At 62.1% G+C, this 26,493-nt stretch carries 27 protein-coding genes; all 27 read left to right on the top strand.

Going from position 1 to position 26,493, the window contains the following annotated elements; translation table 11 throughout:
- Nucleotides 1-4: 4 nt before the first annotated feature.
- The 27 genes from Q1W70_RS02990 (at nt 5) to fliR (ending at nt 26,493) form a co-directional block, all read left to right on the top strand.
- The gene (locus Q1W70_RS02990) at nt 5-1,582 is read left to right on the top strand and encodes a flagellar hook-associated protein 3 (protein ID WP_265537316.1); all 1,578 of its coding nucleotides are present in this window, start codon (nt 5-7) and stop codon (nt 1,580-1,582) included.
- A 365-nt stretch (nt 1,583-1,947) separates the two neighbouring features.
- Nucleotides 1,948-2,874, top strand: a complete 927-nt coding sequence (locus Q1W70_RS02985) for a ketoacyl-ACP synthase III (RefSeq protein WP_095169996.1) — start codon at nt 1,948-1,950, stop codon at nt 2,872-2,874.
- Nucleotides 2,875-3,159: 285 nt separating this feature from the next.
- On the top strand, nt 3,160-4,887 hold the full coding sequence (locus Q1W70_RS02980; RefSeq protein WP_302098622.1) for a flagellin N-terminal helical domain-containing protein: 1,728 nt from the start codon (nt 3,160-3,162) through the stop codon (nt 4,885-4,887).
- Between the two features lie 73 nt (nt 4,888-4,960).
- Nucleotides 4,961-5,305 (top strand): flagellar protein FlaG, encoded by a 345-nt coding sequence (locus tag Q1W70_RS02975; protein ID WP_302098621.1) that lies wholly within the window; start codon nt 4,961-4,963, stop codon nt 5,303-5,305.
- Nucleotides 5,306-5,387: 82 nt separating this feature from the next.
- Nucleotides 5,388-6,752 (top strand): flagellar filament capping protein FliD, encoded by a 1,365-nt coding sequence (fliD, locus tag Q1W70_RS02970; protein WP_302098620.1) that lies wholly within the window; start codon nt 5,388-5,390, stop codon nt 6,750-6,752.
- A 118-nt stretch (nt 6,753-6,870) separates the two neighbouring features.
- Complete coding sequence (gene fliS, locus Q1W70_RS02965; RefSeq protein ID WP_302098619.1) at nt 6,871-7,272, top strand: flagellar export chaperone FliS; 402 nt, start codon at nt 6,871-6,873, stop codon at nt 7,270-7,272.
- Nucleotides 7,273-7,296: 24 nt separating this feature from the next.
- A complete protein-coding gene (gene fliT / locus Q1W70_RS02960; RefSeq protein WP_166590498.1) occupies nt 7,297-7,593 on the top strand; it encodes a flagellar protein FliT in 297 nt (98 codons plus the stop codon).
- Nucleotides 7,594-7,771: 178 nt separating this feature from the next.
- A complete protein-coding gene (locus Q1W70_RS02955; protein WP_166590497.1) occupies nt 7,772-9,247 on the top strand; it encodes a sigma-54 dependent transcriptional regulator in 1,476 nt (491 codons plus the stop codon).
- A gap of 110 nt (nt 9,248-9,357) precedes the next feature.
- Complete coding sequence (locus Q1W70_RS02950) at nt 9,358-10,557, top strand: sensor histidine kinase (protein WP_371927846.1); 1,200 nt, start codon at nt 9,358-9,360, stop codon at nt 10,555-10,557.
- 5 nt (nt 10,558-10,562) lie between these two features.
- Nucleotides 10,563-11,963 (top strand): sigma-54-dependent transcriptional regulator, encoded by a 1,401-nt coding sequence (locus tag Q1W70_RS02945; protein WP_166590496.1) that lies wholly within the window; start codon nt 10,563-10,565, stop codon nt 11,961-11,963.
- A 215-nt stretch (nt 11,964-12,178) separates the two neighbouring features.
- On the top strand, nt 12,179-12,505 hold the full coding sequence (gene fliE / locus Q1W70_RS02940) for a flagellar hook-basal body complex protein FliE (protein ID WP_166590495.1): 327 nt from the start codon (nt 12,179-12,181) through the stop codon (nt 12,503-12,505).
- 14 nt (nt 12,506-12,519) lie between these two features.
- A complete protein-coding gene (gene fliF / locus Q1W70_RS02935) occupies nt 12,520-14,307 on the top strand; it encodes a flagellar basal-body MS-ring/collar protein FliF (RefSeq protein WP_166590494.1) in 1,788 nt (595 codons plus the stop codon).
- The gene (gene fliG, locus Q1W70_RS02930) at nt 14,300-15,319 is read left to right on the top strand and encodes a flagellar motor switch protein FliG (protein ID WP_095169985.1); all 1,020 of its coding nucleotides are present in this window, start codon (nt 14,300-14,302) and stop codon (nt 15,317-15,319) included. Before fliF ends, fliG begins: the two co-directional genes overlap by 8 nt.
- A gap of 4 nt (nt 15,320-15,323) precedes the next feature.
- On the top strand, nt 15,324-16,106 hold the full coding sequence (gene fliH, locus Q1W70_RS02925; RefSeq protein ID WP_166590493.1) for a flagellar assembly protein FliH: 783 nt from the start codon (nt 15,324-15,326) through the stop codon (nt 16,104-16,106).
- Nucleotides 16,096-17,454 (top strand): flagellar protein export ATPase FliI, encoded by a 1,359-nt coding sequence (fliI, locus tag Q1W70_RS02920; protein ID WP_095169983.1) that lies wholly within the window; start codon nt 16,096-16,098, stop codon nt 17,452-17,454. Before fliH ends, fliI begins: the two co-directional genes overlap by 11 nt.
- Nucleotides 17,455-17,460: 6 nt before the next feature.
- Nucleotides 17,461-17,913: a flagellar export protein FliJ gene (gene fliJ / locus Q1W70_RS02915; RefSeq protein ID WP_166590492.1), complete on the top strand. Its 453-nt coding sequence runs from the start codon at nt 17,461-17,463 to the stop codon at nt 17,911-17,913.
- Between the two features lie 87 nt (nt 17,914-18,000).
- Entirely contained in the window at nt 18,001-18,309 is a 309-nt protein-coding gene (locus Q1W70_RS02910; RefSeq protein ID WP_166590491.1) for an STAS domain-containing protein, read from the top strand.
- Nucleotides 18,310-18,314: 5 nt separating this feature from the next.
- The gene (locus Q1W70_RS02905; RefSeq protein WP_166590557.1) at nt 18,315-20,021 is read left to right on the top strand and encodes an ATP-binding SpoIIE family protein phosphatase; all 1,707 of its coding nucleotides are present in this window, start codon (nt 18,315-18,317) and stop codon (nt 20,019-20,021) included.
- Nucleotides 20,022-20,052: 31 nt separating this feature from the next.
- Entirely contained in the window at nt 20,053-20,421 is a 369-nt protein-coding gene (locus Q1W70_RS02900; RefSeq protein ID WP_166590490.1) for an Hpt domain-containing protein, read from the top strand.
- 81 nt (nt 20,422-20,502) lie between these two features.
- Nucleotides 20,503-21,777 carry a flagellar hook-length control protein FliK gene (locus Q1W70_RS02895; RefSeq protein ID WP_302098618.1) on the top strand — a complete coding sequence of 425 codons (1,275 nt, stop codon included), beginning with the start codon at nt 20,503-20,505 and terminating at the stop codon, nt 21,775-21,777.
- A gap of 463 nt (nt 21,778-22,240) precedes the next feature.
- Nucleotides 22,241-22,741 (top strand): flagellar basal body-associated protein FliL, encoded by a 501-nt coding sequence (gene fliL / locus Q1W70_RS02890; RefSeq protein ID WP_166592929.1) that lies wholly within the window; start codon nt 22,241-22,243, stop codon nt 22,739-22,741.
- Nucleotides 22,742-22,750: 9 nt separating this feature from the next.
- Nucleotides 22,751-23,719: a flagellar motor switch protein FliM gene (gene fliM / locus Q1W70_RS02885; RefSeq protein WP_166592930.1), complete on the top strand. Its 969-nt coding sequence runs from the start codon at nt 22,751-22,753 to the stop codon at nt 23,717-23,719.
- 54 nt (nt 23,720-23,773) lie between these two features.
- The gene (gene fliN / locus Q1W70_RS02880; protein WP_166592931.1) at nt 23,774-24,232 is read left to right on the top strand and encodes a flagellar motor switch protein FliN; all 459 of its coding nucleotides are present in this window, start codon (nt 23,774-23,776) and stop codon (nt 24,230-24,232) included.
- 45 nt (nt 24,233-24,277) lie between these two features.
- Entirely contained in the window at nt 24,278-24,664 is a 387-nt protein-coding gene (fliO, locus tag Q1W70_RS02875; protein WP_166592947.1) for a flagellar biosynthetic protein FliO, read from the top strand.
- Complete coding sequence (gene fliP / locus Q1W70_RS02870) at nt 24,664-25,413, top strand: flagellar type III secretion system pore protein FliP (RefSeq protein ID WP_166592932.1); 750 nt, start codon at nt 24,664-24,666, stop codon at nt 25,411-25,413. Before fliO ends, fliP begins: the two co-directional genes overlap by 1 nt.
- 24 nt (nt 25,414-25,437) lie before the next feature.
- Nucleotides 25,438-25,707, top strand: a complete 270-nt coding sequence (gene fliQ, locus Q1W70_RS02865; protein WP_027621022.1) for a flagellar biosynthesis protein FliQ — start codon at nt 25,438-25,440, stop codon at nt 25,705-25,707.
- 3 nt (nt 25,708-25,710) lie between these two features.
- A complete protein-coding gene (gene fliR / locus Q1W70_RS02860; RefSeq protein WP_302098617.1) occupies nt 25,711-26,493 on the top strand; it encodes a flagellar biosynthetic protein FliR in 783 nt (260 codons plus the stop codon).

Raw genomic sequence — 26,493 nt, 5'->3', positions numbered from 1 at the left:
GACGATGCGTATTTCTACCGCTCAGTTCTTTGAGACCAGCACGACCAAGTACCAGAACAACTTCTCCTCGGTGGTCAAGACCCAGGAGCAGATCGACTCCGGTGTGCGGATCCAGACCGCCGCGGATGATCCGGTGGGGGCTGGCCGCTTGCTGCAATTGCAGCAGCAGAAAGACATGCTGCTGCAGTACGCCGGCAACATGAACAGCATCAAGTCGTCGCTGACCAATCAGGAAAGCGTGCTCGACAGCATCAACACCGCCTTGCAGAAGGTCAGCGAGTTGGCCTTGCAGTCGGGTGGCGGGGTGATCAGCGATGCGGACCGCAAGTCGATCGCCGACGAGCTGGGCAACATCGAAGAACAAGTGTTCAGCCTGCTCAACAGCAAGGATGAGTCGGGCAACTACATGTTTTCCGGTTCCAAGACCGACGTCGCGCCTTATGTGCGCAACAACGACGGCACCTACACCTATCAGGGTGACGATACCCAGCTCAACCTGCAGGTCTCGGACACCCTGAGCCTGGCGGCCAGCAACACCGCCAAGAGCATCATGGAAGGTTCGGTGAATACCGGTCGCACCCAGGCGGTCCTGCAGCCACCGTCGGTCAACGACGGCAAGGTCGCGGTCTCCGATGGCCTGATCAGCTCCAACCAGACCTTCAACAAAAGCTTCGCCGAAGGCCAGCCGTACACGCTGGAGTTCACCAGCAGCACCCAGTACATCCTCAAGGACGCAACCGGCAAGGATGTGACCGCAGAAGTGCCGGGCAATGGCCAATTCGACTCGACGAAGGAGGGCGCCCACAGCGTCAACCTGCGCGGGGTGAAGTTCGACATCAACCTGAATCTGGCGGACGTGCCTGCGGCCGACCTGGATGCGGCAGTCAAGGGTCACGTATTCACCCTGGAAGCCAAGCCGGACAGCTTCAATGCCTCCCGCAGCCCCGGCAACCCGTCGACGGCCCAGGTCACCGGCGCCACCGTGACCGATGCCAAGGCCTACGGCGACAGCTTCCCGGGCAATGGCGCGGTGATCAAGTTCACCAGCGACACCGAGTATGAGGTCTATGCCCAGCCGCTGAGTGCCAACAGCAAGGCCATCGGCAAGGGCAGCCTGAGCGCTGCTGGCGACTCGCTGACGGCGGTGGGGGTCAAGTTCGATCTCAGTGGTGCGGTGAAGTCCGGCGATCAGTTCGTGGTCGGCGCCAACAACCATCAGACCCAGAGCGCGCTGGATACCATCAGTCAGTTGCGCCAGGCCCTGGCAACGCCGAGCGATGGTGACCTGGTTGCCCAGCAAAAGCAGAAGAATGCGATCAACTCGGCCATTGGCAACCTGCAGAACGCCAGTGCCGGGATCGACAACGCCCGCGGCTCCATCGGCGCGCGCCTGAAGGCGATCGACATCCAGGCCAGCGAAAACGTCAGCATGGGCCTGGCCAACGACTCGACCATGGCCGCTATTGGCAACACCGACATGGCCAGTGCCTCGATCGAGCTGAGCTTCCAGAAAGCCATGCTCGAAGCCTCCCAGCTGGCCTTTGTGAAAATCTCCCAGTTGAGCCTGTTCAACAAACTTTGATCCCTGCCTGAATGCCGGCCCACCCTGATCTCGGGAGTGGGCCGGTGCTGCTTCAAATCCGTGCTTTTCCCGCCTAATCCCCGCCTGTTTGCCGGCGTTCGCCTGGCTGACGCTCTGCGCGCGGCTGTTTGCGTGGCGGATTGTTTTGGCCCCTGCACACAAAATAGAGTGACCTATGAGTCATAAAGCGCATCTTCACTGTATCGTGTGAAAAGGGTGGGATGGGTGCCCGCTGTTCGCTGGGTTGATTTTCATGATTTTGGCACCCGTGTCTGGCGCAGTTTTGTGGGCCAACCCCCTTTGTTATCAGTGCCTCTCGATCCTGCGAGCGGTGATCTCCAGTTATTCTGTTTTGGGAAGCCACAATGATTGGCATTAAAAGCATCGCCAGTTACGTGCCAGTGAGCGGGCTTGATAACTACGCTCAGGGCGCGAAATTCGCCAAGGATGAAGAGTTCATTTTAGGCAAGATTGGCTCGGCCTTTCTGCCGCGCATGGATGCCGGCCAGGAAACCTCCGATCTGTGCGTGGAGGCTGCCAATGCGTTGTTCGCCAACAACCCGCAACTGGACCGTCAAGCCATCGACGTGCTGATTGTGGTCACGCAGAACGGCGACGAAGAAGGTTTGCCCCATACCTCGGCCATCGTCCAGGACAAACTGGGCCTGTCGACCCGGGTTGCCGCGTTCGACGTCTCCCTGGGCTGCTCCGGCTACGTCTACGGCCTGTATGCCATCAAGGGGTTCATGGAGGCGGCGGGCCTGAAGAACGGTTTGCTGATTACCGCTGATCCTTATTCGAAGATCGTCGACCCGGAAGACCGCAACACCACCATGCTGTTCGGTGATGCGGCCACCGCCACCTGGATGGGCGAAGACGCTGCCTGGCAACTGGGCAAGGCCAAGTTCGGCACCGACGGTTCCGGCGCGCCGCACCTGAAGGTCAGCGACGGCGTGTTCTACATGAACGGTCGCCAGGTGTTCAACTTCGCCTTGCTCAAGGTTCCGGCGCACTTGCACGAACTGCTGGATGACTCGGGCCTCAAGTCCGAAGACATCGACGCTTTCTGCATTCACCAGGGCAGCGCGGCGATCGTCGATGCCGTGGCGCGGCGTTTCGAAGGCGAGCCGGAGAAGTTCATCAAGGACATGGTCGAGACCGGCAACACCGTGTCTTCGAGCATCCCGCTGCTGCTGGAAAAACACATGCTCGACTCCACCTGGAAGCGTGTGGCAATCAGTGGTTTTGGCGTCGGCCTGTCCTGGGGCTCGGCGATCATCCACCGCCCGTGACCCGCTAAAATCCGCTAAAAAAACGCCCATGGCCGCGAGGTCATGGGCGTTTTTTATTGCCTGGGGTTTGCCGCTGTCGAGGCCCGGCTCAATCCCAGCTATGACTCGCGCCAGGCGGCCTAAGGCCTTGAAACATTGGGGGGTGGCACGTTGCTAGTAAAAAATTTGAAAAAAGCCCTCAAGCAACCTGCATTGACGACGATAACTATTACGAAGGTTCTCTAGGCCACACCCGGCGGTTGCCAGGGCCGGAAGCCGCAGCACCCAACCAACGAGGAATTCGTCATGGCTTTATCTGTAAACACCAACATCACCTCCCTGGGCGTTCAGAAAAACCTGAACAAGGCTTCCGACGCTTTGAGCAACTCGATGAACCGTCTGTCCTCGGGCCTGAAAATCAACAGCGCCAAGGACGACGCTGCTGGCATGCAGATCGCCAACCGTCTGAACAACCAGGTCAAAGGCCTGAACGTTGCCATCGCTAACGCCAACAACGGTGTTTCGATCGCCCAGACCGCTGAAGGCGCCATGCAGGAATCCACCAACACCCTGCAGCGTCTACGTGAACTCGCCCTGCAAGCGGCGAACGGTGATAAATCCGACGCTGACCGCGTTTCTCTGCAACAAGAATTCACCGCTAAAGTCGGCGAACTGAACCGTATCGCCAGCACCACCACCTTCGGTGGTCGTAACCTGCTGGACGGTTCGTTCAGCAACGTAGGCTTCCAGATCGGCGCCAACGCCAACGAAACAATTTCGTTCGGCATGACCGACATCAGCTCGACTGCGCTGAAAGGTAACTACAACGAAGCTTCGGTTGACAGTACTGCGATGAAAGGCCTGGCAGCTACTGCTACCGGTTCGGTACTTGGCGATAGAGCTACTGTATCGACTGCTGCTGCTGCCGGCGCTACTGCAGCTACCGATGAGCTTGTTATCAATGGCGTTACGGTTAAGCTGGCTGGTGGTGCCGCCGGTACTGCTGCTGCGAATGATGCTGTAACTCAGATCAACAAAGTGACAAGTCAGACCGGTGTTACTGCTCGCGCCGATGCTACTGGTAAACTGACTCTGACGTCGAAGGGCGACATTACTCTTGCGGCCACTGCCAATCCTGGGCCAGCCACTAACGGCTTGACCACGCTCGGTCTGACCGCTGCTACTACCTCAGCTGCACCGACCGCCACCACCAGCACCATGGACGCAGCCGGTAGCATCACTGTCAATGGCAATGCTGTGAGTTGGGCTGCCGCTGACACCTTGGCGACCGTTCTGACCGCCCTCGAAACCGCTGCGGGCGGCACTGTTAACGGTGCTAAGGCTGAGTTGACTGACGGTCGTGTAAAGCTGACCTCGGGTGACGGCGCAGATATCAAGCTGGCTAACACTTCCAGCGGTTCGCTCTCGCAACTGGGTCTTTCTGCTGGTACCACTCAAGCCAAACTGACCGCAGACACCTCGATTGATCTGAACGGCGTTGAAGTCAAGTTCAAGAAAGGTGACACCTCTGACGCGATCGTTGCTTCGATCAACAGCGCCAGCACCGGCGTAATGGCTAGCAAAAACGCTGACGGCACCCTCAACCTGTTCGCCGACAAAGACATCACTGTCAAAGACGGCAGCGCCGGTACTGGTCTGGCTGCGCTGGGTCTGAATACTGTTGCTACCAACGGCACCAAGAAAGCCACCACCATGGAAACCAGCGTTTCGGACCTGAACATCCTGAGTGCCGCCTCTTCGCAGCAGGCCATTCAGGCACTGGACGGCGCCCTTCAGCAGATCGACAGCCAGCGCTCCCAGCTGGGTGCGGTACAAAACCGTTTTGCCAGCACCGTAGCCAACCTGCAAAGCATTTCGCAGAACTCCACCGCCGCTAAAGGCCGTGTAGAAGACGCTGACTTCGCTTCCGAAGCCGCTGAGCTGACCAAGCAACAAACCCTGCAACAGGCTTCCACTGCGATCCTGTCCCAGGCCAACCAACTGCCATCCGCTGTACTGAAGCTGCTTCAGTAATCTCAGCTAGCGGTTAATCAACGGAAGGGCGCGTCTATGTGCCCTTCCGTTTTTTCAGTTTTGAGGTGATGACATGGACATGAGCATCAAGCTGAACACGTCTTATCCCAATGGCCTCGCCCAGGCCGGCAGTGTGCCTGCCCATCAGGTCGCACCTGCGCCAGCGGCTACCCCGGCAGCCAGCGAGGAGCCACAGCGCGTGGCCCTGGAAAAGGCCGTTACGGATATCCGCGAGTTTGTACAGGCAACCCAACGTAACCTGAATTTTTCCATCGACGACTCTACCGGCCAGGTAGTGGTCAAGGTGATCGCCACCGACAGTGGTGAAGTGATTCGACAGATTCCATCGGAAACCGCGCTGAAGCTGGCGCAGAATTTAAGCGATGCCGGCAGCCTGCTATTCCAGACCCAGGTGTGAGCTGGCACGAAATGTGTTTCTGACTGCTGCTTAGGGGTATCTGTGCCAATAAAGCGGCAGCCACAGGACAAGGAGAATAGCAATGGCGAGTTCAACGATTTCCGGCCCGGGTTCGGGCTACGACACCCAGGCCATCGTCAAGGCGTTGGTGGGGGCCGAGAAGGCGCCCAAGCAAGCCCAGATCACCGATCAGCAAAAAGACACGACCATCAAATTGTCGGCGGTCGGCACGGTGAAGAGCTCGCTGGAGTCCTATCGGTCGGCCATCTCCAAGTTGAACAACGTGGCCGCGTTCAACGGTATCGCTGCTACCTCGTCCGAAGACAAGAACATCAAGGTCACCCTCGGTGATGGCGCCTCCAGCGGCAAGTACGTGGTGGTGGTCAGCGAACTGGCAACCGCTTCGAAAGTCACCAGCAAGGTGTTCGAAGGTGGAGCAACGGGCAAGGCCAATGCCACTGATGAAACCCAGACCCTGACCATCAACCAGGGTGACAAAAGCTACGACGTATTGGTGCCGGGCGGCGCGACCCTGCAGCAGGTGCGTGAGTCGATCAACACCCAGCTCTCGGCCCAGGGCATCAGTGCCAACGTCTTGACCGACGTGAATGGCGGGCGTCTGGTGATCGGTTCGAATACCACCGGCATCGATACCGACATCACCCTCAGCGGCGACTCGGACCTGGTCCAGGGCTATGACAAGGGGCAGCCCGCGCAGAATGCCAAGTACAGCATCGACGGCATCGCGATGGAGTCCACCAGCAACAAGGTGACGTCCGCCATCAGCGGCGTGACCCTGGAGCTGCTGGCCAAGGACAAGGACAAGCCGGTCACCGTCAATGTGGCGAGCAACACCGACACCCTGAAGACCTCGGTGCAGTCCTTTGTCACCGCCTACAACGCGTTGATGACCAGCATCAATACCCAGACCAAGGTCACTGCCACTGGCGATTCGGCGACCACAACCGCAGGCGCACTGACCGGCGACGCCTCGATGCGGCAACTGGTCAACAATCTGCGTAACGAACTGGTCAACAGTTCCGGCTCGGGCTCGATGAGCAGCCTGGCGCAGATGGGCATCACCACTGACCAGAAAACCGGTTTGCTGAGTCTGGATGACAAGACCTGGGACAAGGCCGTGGTCAAGGGTGCGGGGGATATCGCCAAGATGTTTACCGGCGATACCGGCCTGGTGGCGCGCATGACCAAGGCCACCGAGTCCTACGTAGGCAGTACCGGGACGCTGGCGAGCCGGGTGACCGACCTCAACACCAAGTTGACCGACCTCACCACCCAGCAGGCGGACCTGGATCGGCGCATGGAGAGCTTGCAGAAAACCCTGAGTGCCAAGTACACGGCCATGGACACCATGATCGCCCAGATCAACGCCAGCAGCTCCAGCATCATGACCACCCTCAATTCGCTGAACAATCCGAAGTCGGACTGATAGCCTGTGGCGCGCAAGCGCCCCCGTGACGGTGGGCGCGATTAAAGTTTTCCTGGCGGCAGTCGAGAAACTGGTTAGATAAAACCTATTCGCCTGTGGCCTGTACCGAGGTAGCAACATGAACCCTATGAAAGCCCTGCGTGCGTACCAGAAGGTCAATTCCCACGCGCAGATCTCCGAAGCCAGCCCCCATCGCCTGATCCAGATGTTGTACGAGGGTGGCCTCGATCGCCTGGCCCAGGCCAAGGGCGCGCTGGCGCGTGGCGATATCCCGCAGAAGTGCCTGATGCTCACCAAGGCCATCGACATCATTACTGGTCTGCGCCAGGGCCTGGATGAAGAGAAGGCCGAGGACCCGGCATCAATCCAGCAACTGGCCAGTCTCTACGACTACATGAGTGCCCAGCTGTTGCAGGCCAACATTAGTAATGACCCGGAAGTCATCGACGAAGTCGCCCGCCTGCTGATCACCCTGAAAAGCGGCTGGGACGGGATCGCCTCACAAGAGATAGCGCAATAGGCCCGTGGGCCTGAGGATGATGTCATGAGCCAAGCCCTGCAACGCATTGAGCAAACCCGCGAGGCCCTGGTCGAGGCGCTGGCTGAGCGCGACTGGCAGGCCATCGGTGAGCTCGACGTCGCCTGTCGCAGTTGCGTTGACGACGTACTGAGCGAGGCGCCGGTGGATGAGCAGGCGCTGCGCGAGAACCTGCAGAGCCTGCTGGTGGTCTACAAGCGGCTGCTGGATGTGGCGATGGACGAGCGTCAGGCGATAGTCAACGAGATGTCTCAGATCAGACAAGCTAAGGGCGCGGCAAAGGTTTACCATCTGTTCGGTTAACGCTTTGGTTAATCAGCTTGTCCGGGCATATGCGCCATAAATTTGACTATGCACGGTTTTTTGACTTAACTAGTGGCTGTTTGCAGATTTCAGACGTCTACAAGGCTTAACGTGCCTGCAGGCGTCTAGCTTGCCTTCTTATTTCGGGCATTGAGTTGACTAGGGAAGTTGCTATTGCATGTGGCGTGAAACCAAAATTCTGCTGATTGATGACGATAGCGTCCGCCGCCGCGACCTGGCGGTGATTTTAAATTTTCTCGGTGAAGAAAACTTACCCTGCGCAAGCTATGACTGGCAGCAGGCTGTCGGCTCTTTGTCGTCTAGTCGTGAAGTCATCTGTGTCCTGATCGGGACGGTCAATGCACCTGGTTCGTTGTCGGCTCTGTTAAAGACACTCGCAACCTGGGATGAGTTCCTTCCTGTTTTGCTGATGGGCGATAATTGTGCCCAGGACTTGCCCGACGACCAGCGTCGTCGGGTGTTGTCGACCCTGGAAATGCCTCCCAGCTACAGCAAGTTGCTTGATTCGCTGCACCGCGCCCAGGTCTATCGCGAGATGTACGACCAGGCCCGCGAACGCGGTCGCCATCGTGAACCCAACCTGTTTCGCAGCCTCGTCGGCACCAGCCGGGCGATCCAGCACGTGCGTCAGATGATGCAGCAAGTGGCCGACACCGACGCCAGCGTGCTGATCCTCGGCGAGTCGGGCACCGGCAAGGAAGTGGTCGCGCGCAACCTGCACTATCACTCCAAGCGCCGTGACGCACCGTTCGTGCCGGTCAACTGTGGCGCGATCCCGGCCGAGTTGCTGGAAAGCGAATTGTTCGGCCACGAGAAGGGCGCCTTTACCGGGGCGATCACCAGCCGTGCCGGGCGTTTTGAGCTGGCCAACGGCGGTACCCTGTTCCTCGACGAGATCGGCGACATGCCGCTGCCGATGCAGGTCAAGCTGCTGCGGGTATTGCAGGAGCGCACCTTCGAACGCGTGGGCAGCAACAAGACCCAGAGCGTCGACGTGCGGATCATTGCCGCGACCCACAAGAACCTCGAAAGCATGATCGAGGTCGGCAGCTTCCGCGAAGACCTGTACTACCGCTTGAACGTCTTCCCGATCGAAATGGCCCCCCTGCGTGAGCGGGTCGAAGACATCCCGTTGCTGATGAACGAGTTGATCTCGCGCATGGAGCACGAAAAACGCGGCTCGATCCGCTTCAACTCGGCGGCGATCATGTCGCTGTGTCGCCACGGCTGGCCGGGCAACGTCCGCGAGCTGGCCAACCTGGTGGAGCGCATGGCGATCATGCACCCGTACGGGGTGATCGGCGTGGTCGAGTTGCCGAAGAAATTCCGCTACGTCGACGACGAAGACGAGCAGTTGGTCGACAGCCTGCGCAGTGACCTTGAAGAGCGGGTGGCCATCAACGGCCATGCCCCGGACTTCAACGCCAATGCCTTGCTGCCACCTGAAGGCCTGGACCTCAAGGACTACCTCGGTGGCCTGGAGCAGGGCTTGATCCAGCAGGCCCTGGACGATGCCAATGGCATCGTCGCCCGTGCGGCCGAACGCCTGCGCATCCGCCGCACCACCCTGGTGGAGAAGATGCGCAAGTACGGCATGAGTCGGCGGGAAGGGGACGAACAGGCGGACGATTGACGCCTGTTTTTCAAGTTCTTGAATAATGGGCGGTTTTTTTTAGGCACGGGTATTGCTACATCCCTCGCAACGTTCCGTTTCACTGACGGTCAGCCAAGCGAGAGTGCACGATGCCCCACGCCGCCCAGATGTCTCCAGCCCCCGATGCGCCCGGCGTAGAGCCGGCAAACCGGCCTGGTCTGGAACAGGCGTTCGCCCTGTTCAATCAGATGTCGAGCCAACTTACTGACTCCTACAGCCGACTCGAAGCCCGAGTGTCCGAACTCAAGGGTGAGCTGGAAGTAGTCAGTGCCCAGCGCCTGCAAGAACTGGCAGAAAAAGAACGCTTGGCCAATCGCCTGCAGAACCTGCTCGACCTGTTGCCAGGCGGCGTCATCGTCATCGACGCCCAGGGCATCGTCAGCGAAGCCAACCCGGCGGCGTGCGAGTTGCTGGGGCTGCCCCTGCAAGGTGAGCTGTGGCGCCAGGTCATTGGTCGCTGCTTTGCGCCCCGTGAAGACGACGGTCATGAAATCTCCCTGAAAGATGGTCGACGCCTGTCGATTGCCACCCGTTCGCTGGACGCCGAGCCGGGGCAGTTGGTGCTGCTCAACGATCTGACCGAAACCCGCCACCTGCAGGATCAACTGGCGCGCCACGAACGCTTGTCGTCCCTGGGGCGGATGGTCGCGTCCCTGGCCCATCAGATTCGCACCCCCTTGTCCGCAGCTCTGCTCTACGCCAGTCACCTGACTGAGCAGGCGTTGCCGGTGGCGACCCAGCAGCGGTTTGCCGGGCGCCTGAAGGAGCGCCTGCACGAACTTGAGCATCAGGTGCGCGACATGCTGGTGTTCGCCCGTGGCGAGTTGCCCCTGACCGATCGGGTCAGCCCCAGGCAGTTGCTGCAATCGTTGCAAGCGGCGGCGCAGACCCATGTCCAGGACGTGCCGATCCGCTGGCAGTGCGATGCCCATGCCGGTGAGTTGCTGTGCAACCGCGACACCCTGGTGGGCGCGCTGCTGAACCTGATTGAAAACGCGATCCAGGCCAGTGCTGGCGCGGTGCGCCTGAAGGTGCACCTGTATGCCCGGCAGAACACCTTGCGCCTGTGTGTCAGTGACAGCGGTGCCGGGATCGATCCCGCAGTGCTGGAGCGCCTGGGCGAACCCTTTTTCACCACCAAGACCAATGGGACTGGCCTGGGCCTGACCGTGGTCAAGGCGGTGGCACGGGCTCATCAGGGACACTTGCAACTGCGCTCGCGGCCGGGCCGTGGCACGTGCGCGGTGCTCGAGCTGCCATTGTTTGGCAGCGTGCAGGAAACGGAGTGAGGTCAATGCTAATCAAGGTTCTGCTGGTCGAAGACGACCGTGCCCTGCGCGAAGCGCTGGCCGATACGTTGCTGCTGGCCGGTCACGACTACCGTGCCGTCGGTAGTGCCGAAGAGGCGCTGGAGGCGGCGGCGCGCGAGCCGTTCAACCTGGTGGTCAGCGACGTCAATATGCCCGGCATGGACGGTCATCAGTTGTTGAGTCTGTTGCGGGTGCGTCATCCCCAGTTGCCGGTGTTGCTGATGACGGCCCACGGGGCGGTGGAGCGCGCCGTGGATGCGATGCGCCAGGGGGCGGCGGACTACCTGGTCAAGCCATTCGAGCCCAAGGCCCTGCTGGATCTGGTGGCACGCCACGCCCAGGGGTGCCTGGACGCCGGCGAAGGTGAGGGGCCGGTGGCGTTCGAGCCGGCCAGTGCCCAGTTGCTGGAGCTGGCGGCGCGGGTGGCGCGCAGTGATTCGACCGTGCTGATTTCCGGCGAATCGGGCACCGGCAAGGAAGTGCTGGCGCGCTACATCCATCAGCACTCGCGGCGTGCCAGCCAGCCGTTCATTGCGATCAATTGCGCGGCGATCCCGGACAACATGCTCGAGGCCACGCTGTTCGGTCATGAGAAGGGCGCCTTCACCGGGGCAATTGCCGCCCAGGCGGGCAAGTTCGAGCAAGCGGATGGCGGCACCATCCTGCTCGACGAGATTTCCGAAATGCCCCTGGGCCTGCAAGCCAAGCTGCTGCGGGTGCTGCAGGAGCGTGAAGTCGAGCGGGTCGGCGCGCGCAAGCCGATCGTGCTGGACATCCGGGTGGTGGCCACCACCAACCGCGACCTGGCCGCGGAAGTGGCGGCGGGGCGGTTTCGCGAAGACCTGTACTATCGCCTGTCGGTGTTTCCCCTGGCCTGGCGTCCGCTGCGCGAACGCACTGCCGATATTCTGCCGCTGGCCGAGCGCCTGCTGGCCAAGCACGTCAATAAAATGCACCACGCGGCGGCGCGGTTATCGCCCCAGGCCCAAGCCTGCCTGGTGGGGTATCCGTGGCCGGGCAACGTGCGCGAGCTGGACAACGCGATCCAGCGTGCGCTGATCCTGCAGCAGGGTGGGGTCATCGAGCCGCAGGACTTCTGCCTGTCGGGGCCGGTGGCCTGTGCGCCGCTGCCGAGCCTGGCGCCAAAGGCTGCGACTGTGCGCACGCTGGAGGCCGAGACCGCGCCCGGCGAATCGGCCGGCGCCCTGGGTGACGACCTGCGTCGCCGGGAATTCCAGATGATCATCGACACCCTGCGCGCCGAGCGCGGTCGCCGCAAGGAAGCCGCCGAACGCCTGGGCATCAGCCCGCGCACCCTGCGTTACAAGCTGGCGCAAATGCGCGATGCCGGGATGGACGTGGAAGGGCACCTGTTCGCCACCTGAGCAATGCCGATGATTCCCGTAACCCCGTGGCAGCTGTCGAGCCAGCGCTACCTGCGACAAATGGAATACCACCGCTTCGCGGCCGAACGCAGCCTCGGCAGCTGCTACAAGGGCTTTTATCAGTGGCCCCGGGCGGAGCTGGCACCCTTGTTGCTAACACCAGTCTATCCGCCGAGTGAGCGTCAAAAAATTGCGGGCCGTCAGAGAGAGCAGTCATGAGCCAAGGAATTGAATTTAACCGGTTGATGCTGGACATGCGCGCCATGCAAATGGACGCCATGGCCGCACCCAAGGCCGTTGCCGCGCCGCAAGAAGCCGGTAGCAGCTTTGCCGACATGCTGGGCCAGGCCGTGAACAAGGTCAACGACACCCAGCAGGCGTCGAGCCAGCTGTCCACCGCGTTCGAAATCGGCAAGAGCGGTGTCGACCTGACCGACGTGATGATCGCCAAGGAAAAAGCCGGCGTCTCCTTCCAGGCACTGACCCAGGTGCGCAACAAGCTGGTTCAGGCTTACCAAGACATCATGCAGATGCCGGTTTAAGGACACATTGAGTCATGGCAGAAGCAGTCGCCAATAACGTTCCGGCCAAGGCCGCCGCTGCAGATGGCAAACCGCCGCTGTTCGGCCTGTCCTTCCTGGAAAACCTCTCCGAGATGACCATGCTGCGGCAGGTGGGCCTGCTGGTTGGCCTGGCTGCGAGTGTGGCGATTGGTTTTGCCGTGGTCCTCTGGTCGCAGCAACCGGACTACCGGCCGTTGTACGGCAGCCTGGCCGGGATGGATGCCAAGCAGGTGATGGAGACCCTGGCCACCGCCGACATTCCCTACACCGTCGAACCCAATTCCGGCGCCTTGCTGGTCAAGGCCGATGACTTGCCGCGTGCGCGGCTCAAGCTGGCCGCCGCCGGGGTGACCCCGACCGACGGCAACATCGGTTTTGAAATCCTCGACAAGGACCAGGGCCTGGGCACCAGTCAGTTCATGGAAGCGACCCGTTACCGTCGCGGCCTGGAAGGCGAGCTGGCGCGCACCATTGCCAGCCTGAACAACGTCAAGGGTGCCCGCGTGCACCTGGCCATTCCGAAAAGCTCGGTGTTCGTGCGCGACGAGCGCAAGCCCAGCGCCTCGGTGCTGGTGGAGCTGTACTCCGGCCGTTCGCTGGAGCCGAGCCAGGTGGTGGCCATCGTCAATCTGGTGGCGACCAGTGTCCCGGAACTGAGCAAGTCGCAGATTACCGTGGTCGACCAGAAGGGCACCCTGCTGTCCGATCAGGCGGAGAACTCCGCACTGACCATGGCCGGCAAGCAGTTCGACTACAGCCGCCGCATGGAAAGCATGCTCACCCAGCGCGTGCACAACATCCTGCAGCCGGTGCTGGGCAATGACCGCTACAAGGCCGAAGTGTCCGCCGACGTCGACTTCAGTGCGGTCGAGTCCACTTCCGAGCAGTTCAACCCCGATCAACCGGCCCTGCGCAGCGAGCAATCGACCTCCGAACAGCGGACCGCCAGCAATGGCCCGCAAGGCGTACCGGGTGCCCTGAGCAACCAGCCGCCGGCACCGGCTTCCGCGCCGCAAGCCACCGGTGGCGCTGCCGCCGCAGGCGGCATGGTGCAGCCCGGCCAGCCGCTGCTCGATGCCAACGGCCAGCAGATCATGGACCCGGCCACCGGCCAGCCGATGCTCGCCCCGTACCCGGCGGACAAGCGTCAGCAATCGACCAAGAACTTCGAGCTCGACCGCTCCATCAGCCACACCAAGCAGCAACAAGGCCGCTTGAACCGGTTGTCGGTGGCGGTGGTGGTCGATGACCAGGTCAAGGTCAATCCCGCCAATGGCGAAACCTCCCGTGCACCGTGGACCGCCGATGAATTGGCGCGCTTCACCCGCCTGGTGCAGGACGCGGTCGGCTTCGACGCCAGCCGTGGCGACAGCGTCAGCGTGATCAACGTGCCGTTCTCGGCCGATCGCGGCGAAGTGATTGCCGAGATCCCGTTCTATTCCCAGCCCTGGTTCTGGGATGTGGTCAAACAAGTGGTCGGCGTGCTGTTCATCCTGGTGCTGGTCTTCGGCGTGCTGCGTCCGGTGCTCAACAACATCACCGGTGGCGGCAAGGGGCGGCAACTGGCAGGGATCGGCAGCGATGCCGAGCTCGGAGGCATGGGTGGGCTGGATGGCGAGCTGGGCAATGACCGGGTCAGCCTGGGCGGCCCGCAAAGCATCCTGCTGCCAAGCCCGAGCGAAGGCTATGACGCCCAGTTGAACGCAATCAAGAGCCTGGTGGCCGAAGACCCGGGCCGTGTGGCGCAGGTCGTGAAAGAGTGGATTAACGCAGATGAGTGATAACCGAGCCTCGATCGCCAAACTCAGCCGGGTCGACAAAGCCGCGATCCTGCTGCTGTCCCTGGGCGAAACCGACGCCGCGCAAGTGCTGCGTCACATGGGGCCCAAAGAGGTCCAGCGCGTCGGCGTGGCCATGGCGCAGATGGGCAACGTGCACCGCGAGCAGGTCGAACAGGTGATGAGCGAGTTCGTCGACATCGTCGGCGACCAGACCAGCCTGGGCGTAGGCTCCGATGGCTACATCCGCAAAATGCTGACCCAGGCCCTGGGTGAAGACAAGGCCAATGGCCTGATCGACCGGATCCTGCTGGGTGGCAACACCAGCGGCCTGGACAGCCTCAAGTGGATGGAGCCGCGCGCGGTGGCGGACGTGATCCGCTACGAGCACCCGCAGATCCAGGCCATTGTGGTGGCGTACCTGGACCCCGACCAGGCCGGTGAAGTGCTGGGCAACTTTGACCACAAGGTGCGCCTGGACATCATCTTGCGCGTGTCCTCGCTCAATACCGTGCAGCCGGCGGCGCTCAAGGAACTCAACCAGATTCTCGAGAAACAGTTCTCCGGCAATTCCAACGCCTCGCGCACCACCCTGGGCGGGATCAAGCGTGCCGCCGACATCATGAACTTCCTCGACAGTTCGATCGAAGGCCAGCTCATGGATTCGATCCGCGAAGTCGACGAAGACCTGTCCGGTCAGATCGAAGACCTGATGTTCGTGTTCAACAACCTGGCCGATGTCGACGACCGCGGGATCCAGGCGTTGCTGCGCGAAGTCTCCTCCGACGTACTGGTGCTGGCCCTCAAGGGCTCGGACGAAGGGGTCAAGGAGAAGATCTTCAAGAACATGTCCAAGCGCGCCGCCGAACTGCTGCGCGACGACCTCGAGGCCAAGGGCCCGGTGCGCGTCAGCGACGTCGAGACGGCACAAAAGGAAATCCTCACCATTGCCCGCCGTATGGCCGAAGCCGGAGAAATCGTTCTCGGCGGGAAGGGCGGCGAAGAAATGATCTGACCCTATGGCAGCCAAGAGTGATGAGTCGCCCAGCGACCTGATTCGTGCGCGTGATGTCAGCGGGCTCGACATCTGGGCGCTGCCCAGTTTTGACCCGTACGTCCCGGAACCCGAGCCTGAGCCCGAGCCAGAACCACCGCAGATGGAAGAAGTGCCGCTGGAGGAAGTCCAGCCACTGACCCTGGAAGAACTCGAGAGCATTCGCCAGGAAGCCTGGAACGAAGGGTTTGCCACCGGCGAGAAAGAAGGTTTTCACAGCACCACCCTCAAGGTTCGCCAGGAAGCCGAAGTGGCCCTCAATGGCAAGCTGGCCAGCCTGGAGCGGCTGATGGCCAATCTGTTCGAGCCCATCGCCGAGCAGGACACACAGATTGAAAAGGGCCTGGTGACGCTGGTTCAGCACGTTGCCCGGCAGGTGATCCAACGCGAGCTGGCCATCGACTCGAGCCAGCTGGAACACGTCATGCGCGAAGCCCTCAAGCTGCTGCCGCTGGGGGTTGCGAACGTGCGCCTGTACGTCAACCCGCAGGATTTTGCCCAGGTCAAAGCGCTGCGCGAACGCCATGAGGAAACCTGGCGCATCGTCGAGGACGAGGCGCTGTTGCCCGGTGGTTGCCGGGTCGAGACCGAGCACAGCCGGATCGATGCGACGGTGGAAACCCGCATCACCCAGGCCATGGCCCAGTTGCTTGACCAGTTGCACGAGCAGGCGCTGCACCCGGCGCCCGCGGATTTGCACCTGGACCTGTCTGCCGTAGCTCCGCCGGTCAGCCCAGATGCGCCTTGATCGCACCAGTTTTGCCAAGCGCCTGGGCAGCTACGCCGCCGCGGTTGAGTTGCCAGGCCAGCCGGTCCTTGAAGGGCGCCTGTTGCGCATGGTCGGCCTGACGCTCGAGGCTGAAGGTTTGCGCGCCGCCATGGGCAGCCGCTGCCGGGTGATCAACGACGACAGCTATCACCCGGTCGAAGTCGAAGCCGAGGTCATGGGGTTTTCCGGCAACAAAGTATTCCTGATGCCGGTGGGCAGCGTCGCCGGGATCGCCCCGGGCGCGCGGGTCGTGCCACTGGCTGACAATGGCCGCCTGCCGATGGGCATGAGCATGCTCGGGCGGGTGCTCGACGGTGCCGGTCGGGCGCTGGACGGCAAGGGCGGGATGAAGGCCGAGGACTGGGTGCCGATGGACGGCCCGACCATCAACCCGCTCAACCGCGACCCCATCAGCGTGCCGCTGGACGTCGGCATTCGGTCGATCAACGGCTTGCTCACGGTCGGTCGCGGCCAGCGCCTGGGCCTGTTCGCCGGTACCGGCGTGGGCAAGAGTGTGCTGCTGGGCATGATGACCCGCTTTACCGAAGCCGACATCATTGTGGTCGGGCTGATCGGTGAGCGGGGCCGGGAGGTCAAGGAGTTCATCGAGCACATCCTCGGCGAAGAAGGCCTCAAGCGTTCGGTGGTGGTGGCTTCGCCGGCCGACGATGCGCCGCTGATGCGGATGCGCGCGGCGATGTACTGCACGCGCATCGCCGAATATTTTCGCGACAAGGGCAAGAACGTCCTGTTGCTGATGGACTCGCTGACCCGTTTTGCCCAGGCCCAGCGGGAAATCGCCCTGGCCATCGGCGAGCCGCCAGCGACCAAGGGCTATCCGCCTTCGGTGTTCGCCAAGCTGCCGAAACTGGTGGAACGCGCGGGCAATGCCGAGGCGGGCGGTGGCTCGATCACGGCGTTCTATACCGTACTGTCGGAAGGCGACGACCAGCAGGACCCGATCGCCGACTCGGCGCGGGGTGTGCTCGACGGCCACATCGTGTTGTCCCGGCGCCTGGCCGAAGAGGGGCACTACCCGGCCATCGACATCGAAGCGTCCATCAGCCGGGTCATGCCCTCGGTGGTCTCGCCCGAGCACATGCGTCGCGCCCAATATTTCAAGCAGCTCTGGTCGCGTTATCAACAGAGCCGTGACCTGATCAGCGTCGGTGCCTATGTGGCCGGTGGCGATCGCGAGACCGACACCGCCATTGCCCTGCAGCCGACCATGGTCAGCTACCTGCGCCAGGGCCTCAACGACAACATCAGCCTGGGCGAAAGCCACGCTCACCTGGAAACCATCTTCGCTCCGGCAGCCGGAGGCTAATCGGCCATGGCCCAGAGCCGAGCAGCGCGCCTGGCGCCGGTGGTCGACATGGCGGAAAAAGCCGAGAAGACCGCCGCCCAGCGCCTGGGCTACTTCCAGGGCCAGGTGCGGCTGGCGGAAAACAAGCTGGCCGACCTCGACGGATTTCGCCTCGAATACCTGGAACGCTGGGTCGAGCGCGGCCGTGAAGGGGTGTCCGGGCAATGGCTGCTGGGTTACCAGGGCTTCCTCGCGCAACTGGGCACCGCCATCGACCAGCAGCGGCAAAGCCTGGCCTGGCACCAGAACAACCTCGACAAGGCGCGCGACGGCTGGCAACAGGCCTACGCCCGGGTCGAAGGCTTGCGCAAGCTGGTGCAGCGCTACATCGACGAGGCCCGGCAACTGGAAGACAAGCGCGAGCAGAAGCTGCTCGATGAACTGTCCCAGCGCCTGCCCCGGGAGAGTCCGTATCGTTGAGTGACGCGGGCCGATGGGCTGCCTTGCTCATGCCCTGTACAAGTGCTAAACCTTGTATACGATTGCCAAAGACAAGGAAGCTCTAGCATGTCAGTCAATACGAAAGTCTCCGAGGACGGGCAAAAGCTGACGATCTCGATCAAGGGTCGCTTCGATTTTGCCAAGCATCAGGAATTTCGCGACTCCTTCGGGCAGATCGACAATCAGCGGCCCAACGCGGTGGTGGTCGACCTCAAGGAAGCCACTTATCTCGACAGTTCGGCGTTGGGCATGCTGCTGTTGCTGCGCGATCATGCCGGCGGTGACGAATCCGATGTGCGGCTGATCAACAGCAGTTCCGACGTGCGAAAAATCCTCGCCATCTCCAATTTCGACAAGCTGTTCGACATCACTTGAGCGACCTGGCCCCGCCGTTCGAGCCCCTGACGGTGCTGATCGTCGAAGACAGCGCGGCTGATCGCCTGCTGCTGTCGGGTATCGTCCGGCGGCAGGGCCACGCGGTGCTGCTGGCGGCGAACGGCGCCGAAGCGGTGGATCTGTACCGCCAGGCGCGCCCGCACCTGGTGCTGATGGACGCACTGATGCCGGTGATGGACGGCTTTGACGCGGCGCGCCAGATCAAGCAATTGGCCGGGCAAACCCTGGTGCCGATCATCTTCCTCACGTCGCTTAGCGAGGACGAAGGCCTGGCCCGCTGCCTGGAGGCGGGCGGTGACGACTTTCTGGCCAAGCCCTATAACCAGGTGGTGCTGGCGGCCAAGATCAAAGCCATGGATCGCTTGCGGCGTTTGCAGGCCACGGTGCTGGAGCAGCGCGACCAGATCGTCCGCCACCATCAGTACTTGCTCAATGAACAGCGTGTGGCCAAGGCGGTGTTCGACAAAATCGCCCACTCGGGTTGCCTGAGCGCCCCGAACATCCGCTACCGGCAATCGCCTTATGCGCTGTTCAACGGTGATCTGCTGCTGGCGGCGTTCACCCCGGCTGGGGACATGCACGTGCTGCTCGGTGACTTCACCGGTCACGGGTTGCCGGCGGCCGTGGGCGCCATGCCCCTGGCCGAGGTGTTCTACGGGATGACGGCCAAGGGTTTCGGCTTGGCGCAGATCCTGCGAGAGATGAATGCCAAGCTCAAGCGCATCCTGCCGGTGGACATGTTTTGCTGCGCCACCCTGTTGTCCCTGAGTTTCCAGCGCCGTTCGGCCGAGGTCTGGAACGGTGGGATGCCCGACGGCTACCTGCATGACATCGCCAGTGGCGAGCGCCGGCCGCTGAAGTCACGGCATTTGCCGCTGGGCGTGTTGAGTGCCCAGGCGTTCGACGACCGCACGGAAGTGTTCCCGATGGCCCTGGGCGATCGCGTGTTGCTGTTGACGGATGGAGTGATCGATACCTGTGACAGCACCGAGCAGCTGTTTGGCGTCGAGCGTTTGATGCAGGTGTTTGCCGATAACCTTGAGCCCGGGCAGTTGTTCGAGGAAATCGAACAAGCGCTGCGCGATTTTGGCGGCCAGGCCCGGGATGACGTGAGCATGCTGGAAATCAGTCTGGTGGAGCCGGCCCAGCTTACGCCGCCAGCCCTGGTCTACTCCGACAGTGGCCAGTCCAGCCCGCTGGACTGGTCGTTGAGCTTCGAGTTTCGTGCCGAGTCCCTCAAGCGCTTCGACCCGTTGCCCTATCTGTTGCAGTTGCTGCTGGAGGTGCATGGCCTGCGGGTGCAAAGTGCGGCGCTGCACAGTGTGCTGGCCGAGCTGTACTCCAATGCCCTGGAGCATGGTGTGCTGGGCCTGGATTCAAGCCTCAAGCGCGATGTCCACGGGTTTGCGCGCTACTATCAGTTGCGCAACGCCCGCCTGGAGCAACTGGAAGAGGGCTACCTGCGGGTACACGTGCAGGTCGCGCCGCAAGGCACGGGCGGTTGCCTGGTGATTGAAGTGGAAGACAGTGGGCATGGCTTTGATGTGCAGCGCGTGATGGACCGGCCGCTGGACATCGGTCGTTTATCGGGTCGTGGCGTCAGCCTGATCCGCCAGTTGAGCCGCAATGCCAGTTGGTCCGACGACGGCCGGCGGGCGCGCGTGGAGTTTTCCTGGGGGGCTCAGGCATAATCCCCTCCATTCTTGATCAAGGAGCGAGCAAGTGACCGATACCCATCTGGACCGTGACGTACTCAGTGCGTTACAGGAAGTCATGGAAGAGGATTACCCGGTGTTGCTGGACACCTTCCTGGCGGACTCCGAAGAGCGTCTGCAAGTGCTGCGCGAGGCGCACGATGCGGCGCAGCTGGTCAGCGCGGCCCATAGTTTCAAAGGCAGCAGCAGCAACATGGGCGCGTTGCGCCTGGCCAGGCTGTGCCATGAGCTGGAACAGCGCGCCCAGGAAAAAGCCCCCGAGGGCCTGGCCAAGCTGGTGGGTGAAATCGATGGCGAGTTCGCCTTGGTGCGCCCTCTGTATGAAGCCGAACGGCAGCGCTCGCTGGCGTCTGATTCGTCCAATCGCTGCTGTTAGCATTTTTCCGGGCAATCTGGCTCGACCCTTGCAGTCTTCTTGCTCAACTGTATCTACGATTCCAGTGCAGCGGAGACCGCTATGCCCCTTTCCCCCAACATCCTGCTTCAGGCTGGCACGCAGGCCAAGTCTCAGTCGGCCTCGGCCAATGCCCCGGCGACGCCTGTGGACAAGGCGTCCGGCTTCGCCCGGGTGTTTGCCGGCCAGGGGGCGGGCAAGTCCTTGGCGGCGGCCGATGTGGGGGCTAAACCACTGCGTGACAAGGTCCCGGACCACCCGGGCCGTGGGGACAAACCTGCCGCCTCGGCCCCAGCGGTTGCCGCTAGCGGCAAAACCTTGCCCGCCGAAAAAGTGGCGCCTGAAGAGGCCTCCGACACCGAGCCTGGTGCAGTGGTTGGAGACGCTGCGGTAGATCCGGCGCAGGCCCAGGCCGCAACCCCGGCGCCGGTCCCCGTCCCTGTCCCCGTAGTCGAGACCCCTGCCACCGTAGACCCGGCCATCGAGGCGGCGCTGCTGGCCACCACGCAGGCGGTCAGCGGTCCGGCGTTCGATCCTGAGGCCGATCCGCTGGATAGCTTGCCGGCAGTGCGCCTGGCGATGGAGCAGAGCGGTCATCTGTCCGCCTCCAGCCAGGCTCAAGCCAAGACCCCGCCTGCGACCGCCCAGCTCGACGGCGAGCCGACCACGACGCAGACCTTCGCCGCAGGCATGGCCAGTATGCTCGGCCTGCAAGCGGAGCAGGACGGTGCGGGCGAGGGCGGCGAAAAGGCCTTCAGCGGCCTGATCGACGAAGGCCTCAAGGACCTCAAGGCCGCCAGCAGCGACACCCGGGTGGAAGGTTTTGCCGACCGCCTGGCTGCGCTGACCCAGGCCGCCACGGCGAAAACCGCCAATGCGCTGCCGGTCAATCAGCCGATTGCCATGCACCAGAGCGGCTGGACCGAAGAGGTGGTCAACCGGGTCATGTACCTGTCGAGCGCTAACCTCAAGGCGGCGGACATCCAGTTGCAGCCCGCCGAGCTGGGGCGCCTGGACATCCGCGTCAATATGATTCCCGACCAGCAGACCCAGGTCACCTTCATGAGCGCCCACGTTGGCGTGCGCGAAGCGCTGGACGGGCAGATGCATCGCCTGCGCGAGATGTTCGCGCAGCAGGGCATGGGGCAGGTCGACGTCAATGTCTCCGACCAGTCCCGTGGCTCTCAGGAGCAGGCGCAGCAGGGGCAGGGTGCCCGCACCTCGGCCACTGCCAACCGACTGGAGCCGATGGCGGATGAATCGCCGGCCGGCATCGCTGAAGTCGCCGCCAGCGCCACCCGTGTGATGGGCTCCAGTGTGGTCGACTATTACGCTTGATTGACCCTTGTGGGGGTTGCCGAAGGCTTGAGGCAGAAGGCTGGATAACCAGCTTCTTGGCGTCCGCTGCCAGGAGACAGGCCCAGCAAAAAAACGCTTGCCCCAGGCGTACGGCCCCTCGCTACGGTATCCATCCCGGGGCATCGCCTCCGGTTTGCTTCGCTGCACCTCCTCTGGATGTATGCGGCTTCGCCGCACGGCGCTCCACGCCTCCCCCAGATGGGCACCTTCGCTCAGCCTGCCGATGGGGCCGGTGGATCAAGATCAACAGCCAGAGCACGGCGACCTGCCGGTTTTTACCGGTGTGCAAATTTCCACTGTGTGAGCCTGCTGGCGAAGTCCGCAAGTGCGCTCGCGCGCCTACAGGATCTATGCAATCCGGGTCCCCCGACACTTCTGGCATAACACTTGCTCTTGCCTTGCCGTGCGACTGTGAAAACCCGAATAGTGACGGATTATTGGCATGGCGAAGAGCGACGCAGCAGTAAAAGATCCCGCCGGCAAAGGCAAACTCAAGCTGATCCTGGTGATTGCCGCGGCCTTGTTGCTGGCGATCGGTTTGTCCGTGGGCGCGACCTGGTACTTCATGCACGGTGCCCAGAGCAAGCCTGAGCCTGCAGCCGATGCGGCCGGCAATGCCAAGCCTGCGGCCATCTACGAAGCCATGGCGCCGGCCTTCATCGCCAACTACAACCAGAACGGCCGCCAGCGCTACATGCAGGTGAGCATTACCCTGCAGGCCCGTAACCAGGCCGATCTGGACGCCCTGAAGGTGCACATGCCGGTGATCCGCAACAACCTGGTGATGCTGTTCTCCGGGCAGAGTTTCGACAACCTGGCCACCCCGGTCGGCCAGGAAATGCTGCGCCAGAAAGCCACTGCCAGCGTGCAGGAAGTGGCGCAGAAAGAAGTCGGCAAAGTGGTGGTCGAGCAGTTGCTCTTTACTAATTTCGTACTGCAGTAGGAACACGACATGGCCGTGCAAGACCTGCTGTCCCAAGATGAGATCGACGCGCTGTTGCATGGCGTCGACGATGGTCTGGTTGAGACCGACGCCGCTGCCGAGCCGGGCAGCGTCAAAAGCTATGACCTGACCAGTCAGGACCGGATCGTCCGGGGGCGCATGCCGACCCTGGAAATGATCAACGAACGTTTCGCCCGCTACACCCGCATCAGCATGTTCAACATGCTTAGGCGCTCGGCCGATGTGGCCGTGGGCGGGGTGCAGGTGATGAAATTCGGCGAGTACGTGCATTCGCTGTACGTGCCCACCAGTCTCAACCTGGTCAAGATCAAACCCCTGCGCGGCACGGCCCTGTTCATTCTCGATGCCAAGCTGGTGTTCAAGCTGGTGGATAACTTCTTCGGCGGCGACGGACGTCACGCCAAGATCGAAGGGCGTGAATTCACCCCCACCGAATTGCGCGTGGTGCGCATGGTGCTGGAGCAGGCCTTCATCGACTTGAAGGAAGCCTGGCAGGCGATCATGGAAGTCAATTTCGAGTACATCAACTCGGAAGTGAATCCGGCCATGGCCAACATCGTCGGGCCCAGTGAAGCGGTGGTGGTTTCCACCTTCCATATCGAGCTCGATGGGGGCGGCGGCGACCTGCACGTGACCATGCCGTACTCGATGATCGAGCCGGTCCGGGAAATGCTCGATGCCGGTTTCCAGTCCGACCTCGACGACCAGGACGAGCGCTGGGTCAACGCCCTGCGCCAGGACGTGTTGGACGTCGATGTGCCCTTGAGTGCCACCGTCGCGCGCCGCCAGTTGCGCCTGCGCGACATTCTGCACATGCAGCCGGGCGACGTGATCCCGGTGGATATGCCCGAAGACATGATCATGCGCGCCAACGGCGTGCCGGCTTTCAAGGTCAAGATGGGGTCCCACAAGGGCAACCTGGCGTTGCAAGTGATCGAACCCATCGAGCGCCGCTGAGCGGCGTTGCTCTCCACTCGTTTTTAAATGCTTGCTGCCCGCCGAGGACAAATGATGGTTAACGATATGAATGCCCAGGACGACCAGGCCCTGGCTGATGAATGGGCCGCCGCGCTGGAAGAAGCCGGTGATGTCGGACAGGACGATATCGATGCCCTGCTGGCGGCCGATGCGGCCAGTTCGCCGTCCAACCGTCTGCCGATGGAAGAGTTCGGCAGCGTGCCGAAAAACAACGGCCCGGTGACGCTGGACGGTCCGAACCTGGACGTGATCCTGGACATCCCGGTATCGATCTCGATGGAAGTCGGCAGTACCGACATCAACATCCGTAACCTGTTGCAGCTCAACCAGGGGTCGGTGATCGAACTCGATCGCCTGGCGGGTGAACCTCTCGACGTGCTGGTCAATGGCACGCTGATCGCCCATGGCGAAGTGGTGGTGGTCAACGAGAAGTTCGGCATCCGCCTGACGGACGTGATCAGCCCAAGCGAACGCATCAAGAAGCTGCGCTGAGTGAACAGGTTACTCGGTGGGTTGCTGGCCTTGCCTGGTTGCGTGATGGCGGCCGAGCCGGTGGCGGCCGTGGCTGCGCCAGCGGTCGGCGGCGGGGTGGCCGGGCAGTTGACGCAGCTGGTGCTGGGTCTGCTGCTGGTGCTGGGCCTGATCTTTTTCCTCGCCTGGCTATTGCGCCGGGTGCAGCAGGCAGGGCCGGCGGGCAAGGGTCAGGTGATCGAGCTGATCGGTTCGCGCGCCCTCGGCCCGCGGGACCGGCTGGTCCTGGTGCAGGTCGGCAACGAGCAGATTCTGCTGGGCCTGACGCCGGGCACCATCAGCGCGCTGCATGTCCTCAAAGAGCCAGTGCAGGTGCCCGGCACCGAGCAGGCCACCCCCGAGTTTGCCCAGCGCCTGATGGAGTTGCTGGGTAAAGACAAGGATAAGAAGTAATGCCGTTGCGTTTCCTCCTGACGCTGCTCCTGTTGCTGACCGCGCCCCTGGCGCTGGCCGCCGATCCGCTGTCGATCCCGGCGATCACCCTGGGCACCAATGCCGACGGTGCCCAGGAATATTCGGTCAGCCTGCAGATCCTGCTGATCATGACCGCGCTGAGTTTCATCCCGGCGTTTGTCATGCTGATGACCAGCTTCACCCGGATCATCATCGTCTTCTCGATCCTGCGTCAGGCCCTGGGCCTGCAGCAGACGCCGTCGAACCAGATTCTCACCGGCATGGCGCTGTTCCTGACCTTGTTCATCATGGCGCCGGTCTTCGACCGAGTGAACCAGGACGCCTTGCAGCCGTATCTGGCGGAAAAAATGACCGCCCAGGATGCCGTGGCCAAGGCCCAGGTGCCGATCAAGGATTTCATGCTGGCCCAGACCCGCAGCAGCGACCTCGAGTTGTTCATGCGCCTGTCCAAGCGCACCGACATCGCGTCGCCGGATCAGGCGCCGCTGACCATCCTGGTACCGGCCTTCGTCACCTCGGAGCTCAAGACGGCGTTCCAGATCGGTTTCATGATCTTCATCCCGTTCCTGATCATCGACCTGGTGGTGGCGAGTGTGCTGATGGCGATGGGTATGATGATGCTCTCGCCGCTGATCATTTCGCTGCCGTTCAAGATCATGCTGTTTGTGCTGGTGGACGGCTGGGCGCTGATCATCGGCACCCTGGCCGGCAGTTTCGGCGGTGTTTAGCCTGGTGCGAGCGAGTGGCCCGATATGACGCCTGAAGTAGCGGTAGACCTGTTCCGGGAAGCGCTCTGGCTGACCACCGTGATGGTCGCGGTGCTGGTGGTGCCCAGCCTGTTGGTGGGCCTGCTGGTGGCGATGTTCCAGGCGGCGACCCAGATCAACGAACAGACCCTCAGCTTCCTGCCGCGCCTTTTGGTGATGCTGGTCACGCTGATCGTTGCCGGCCCGTGGCTGGTGCAAACCTTCATGGAATACATCCTGCGCCTGTACGGCAGTATTCCGCAGTTGATCGGCTAGGCTATGTCGCTGCTGGCGCTGACCGACGCGCAGATCAGTACCTGGGTGGCCAGTTTCATGCTGCCACTGTTCCGGGTGACGGCACTGCTGATGACCATGCCGATCATCGGCACCACCCTGGTGTCCAAGCGCATCCGCCTGTACTTCGCCCTGGCGATCACCGTGGTGATCACCCCCAGCCTGCCGCCGATGCCCACGGTCAATGCGCTGGACTTGAGCGGCCTGTTGCTGATTGCCGAACAGATCCTGATTGGCGGGCTGCTGGGGTTCTCCCTGCAGCTGTTTTTCCAGGCTTTCGTGATTGCCGGCCAGATCATCTCGATCCAGATGGGCATGGGCTTCGCGTCCATGGTCGATCCCACCAACGGCGTGTCGGCGGCGGTGATCGGGCAGTTCCTGACCATGCTGGTGACCCTGCTGTTTCTCGGCATGAATGGCCATCTGGTGGTGTTCGAAGTGGTCACCGAGAGCTTCACCACCTTGCCGGTGGGCAGCGCCATGCTGGTCAATCACTTCTGGGATATCGCCAACAAGCTCGGCTGGGTGCTGGGTGCGGCCATGCTGCTGGTACTGCCGGCGATCACCGCGTTGCTGGTGGTCAACATTGCCTTCGGCATCATGACCCGCGCGGCGCCGCAGTTGAACATCTTCTCCATCGGCTTTCCGCTGACCCTGGTGCTGGGCCTGGTGATCTTCTGGATCAGCCTGGGCGACATTCTCAATCAGTATCAACCGCTGGCCACCGAGGCTTTGCAGTTGCTGCGCGATATGGCTCAGGCGCGCTAA

This window comes from Pseudomonas kielensis (assembly GCF_030505375.1).
Lineage (GTDB): Bacteria > Pseudomonadota > Gammaproteobacteria > Pseudomonadales > Pseudomonadaceae > Aquipseudomonas > Aquipseudomonas kielensis.
Note: the sequence above shows the minus strand (reverse complement) of the source record. Positions and strands in the feature narration are given on the sequence as shown.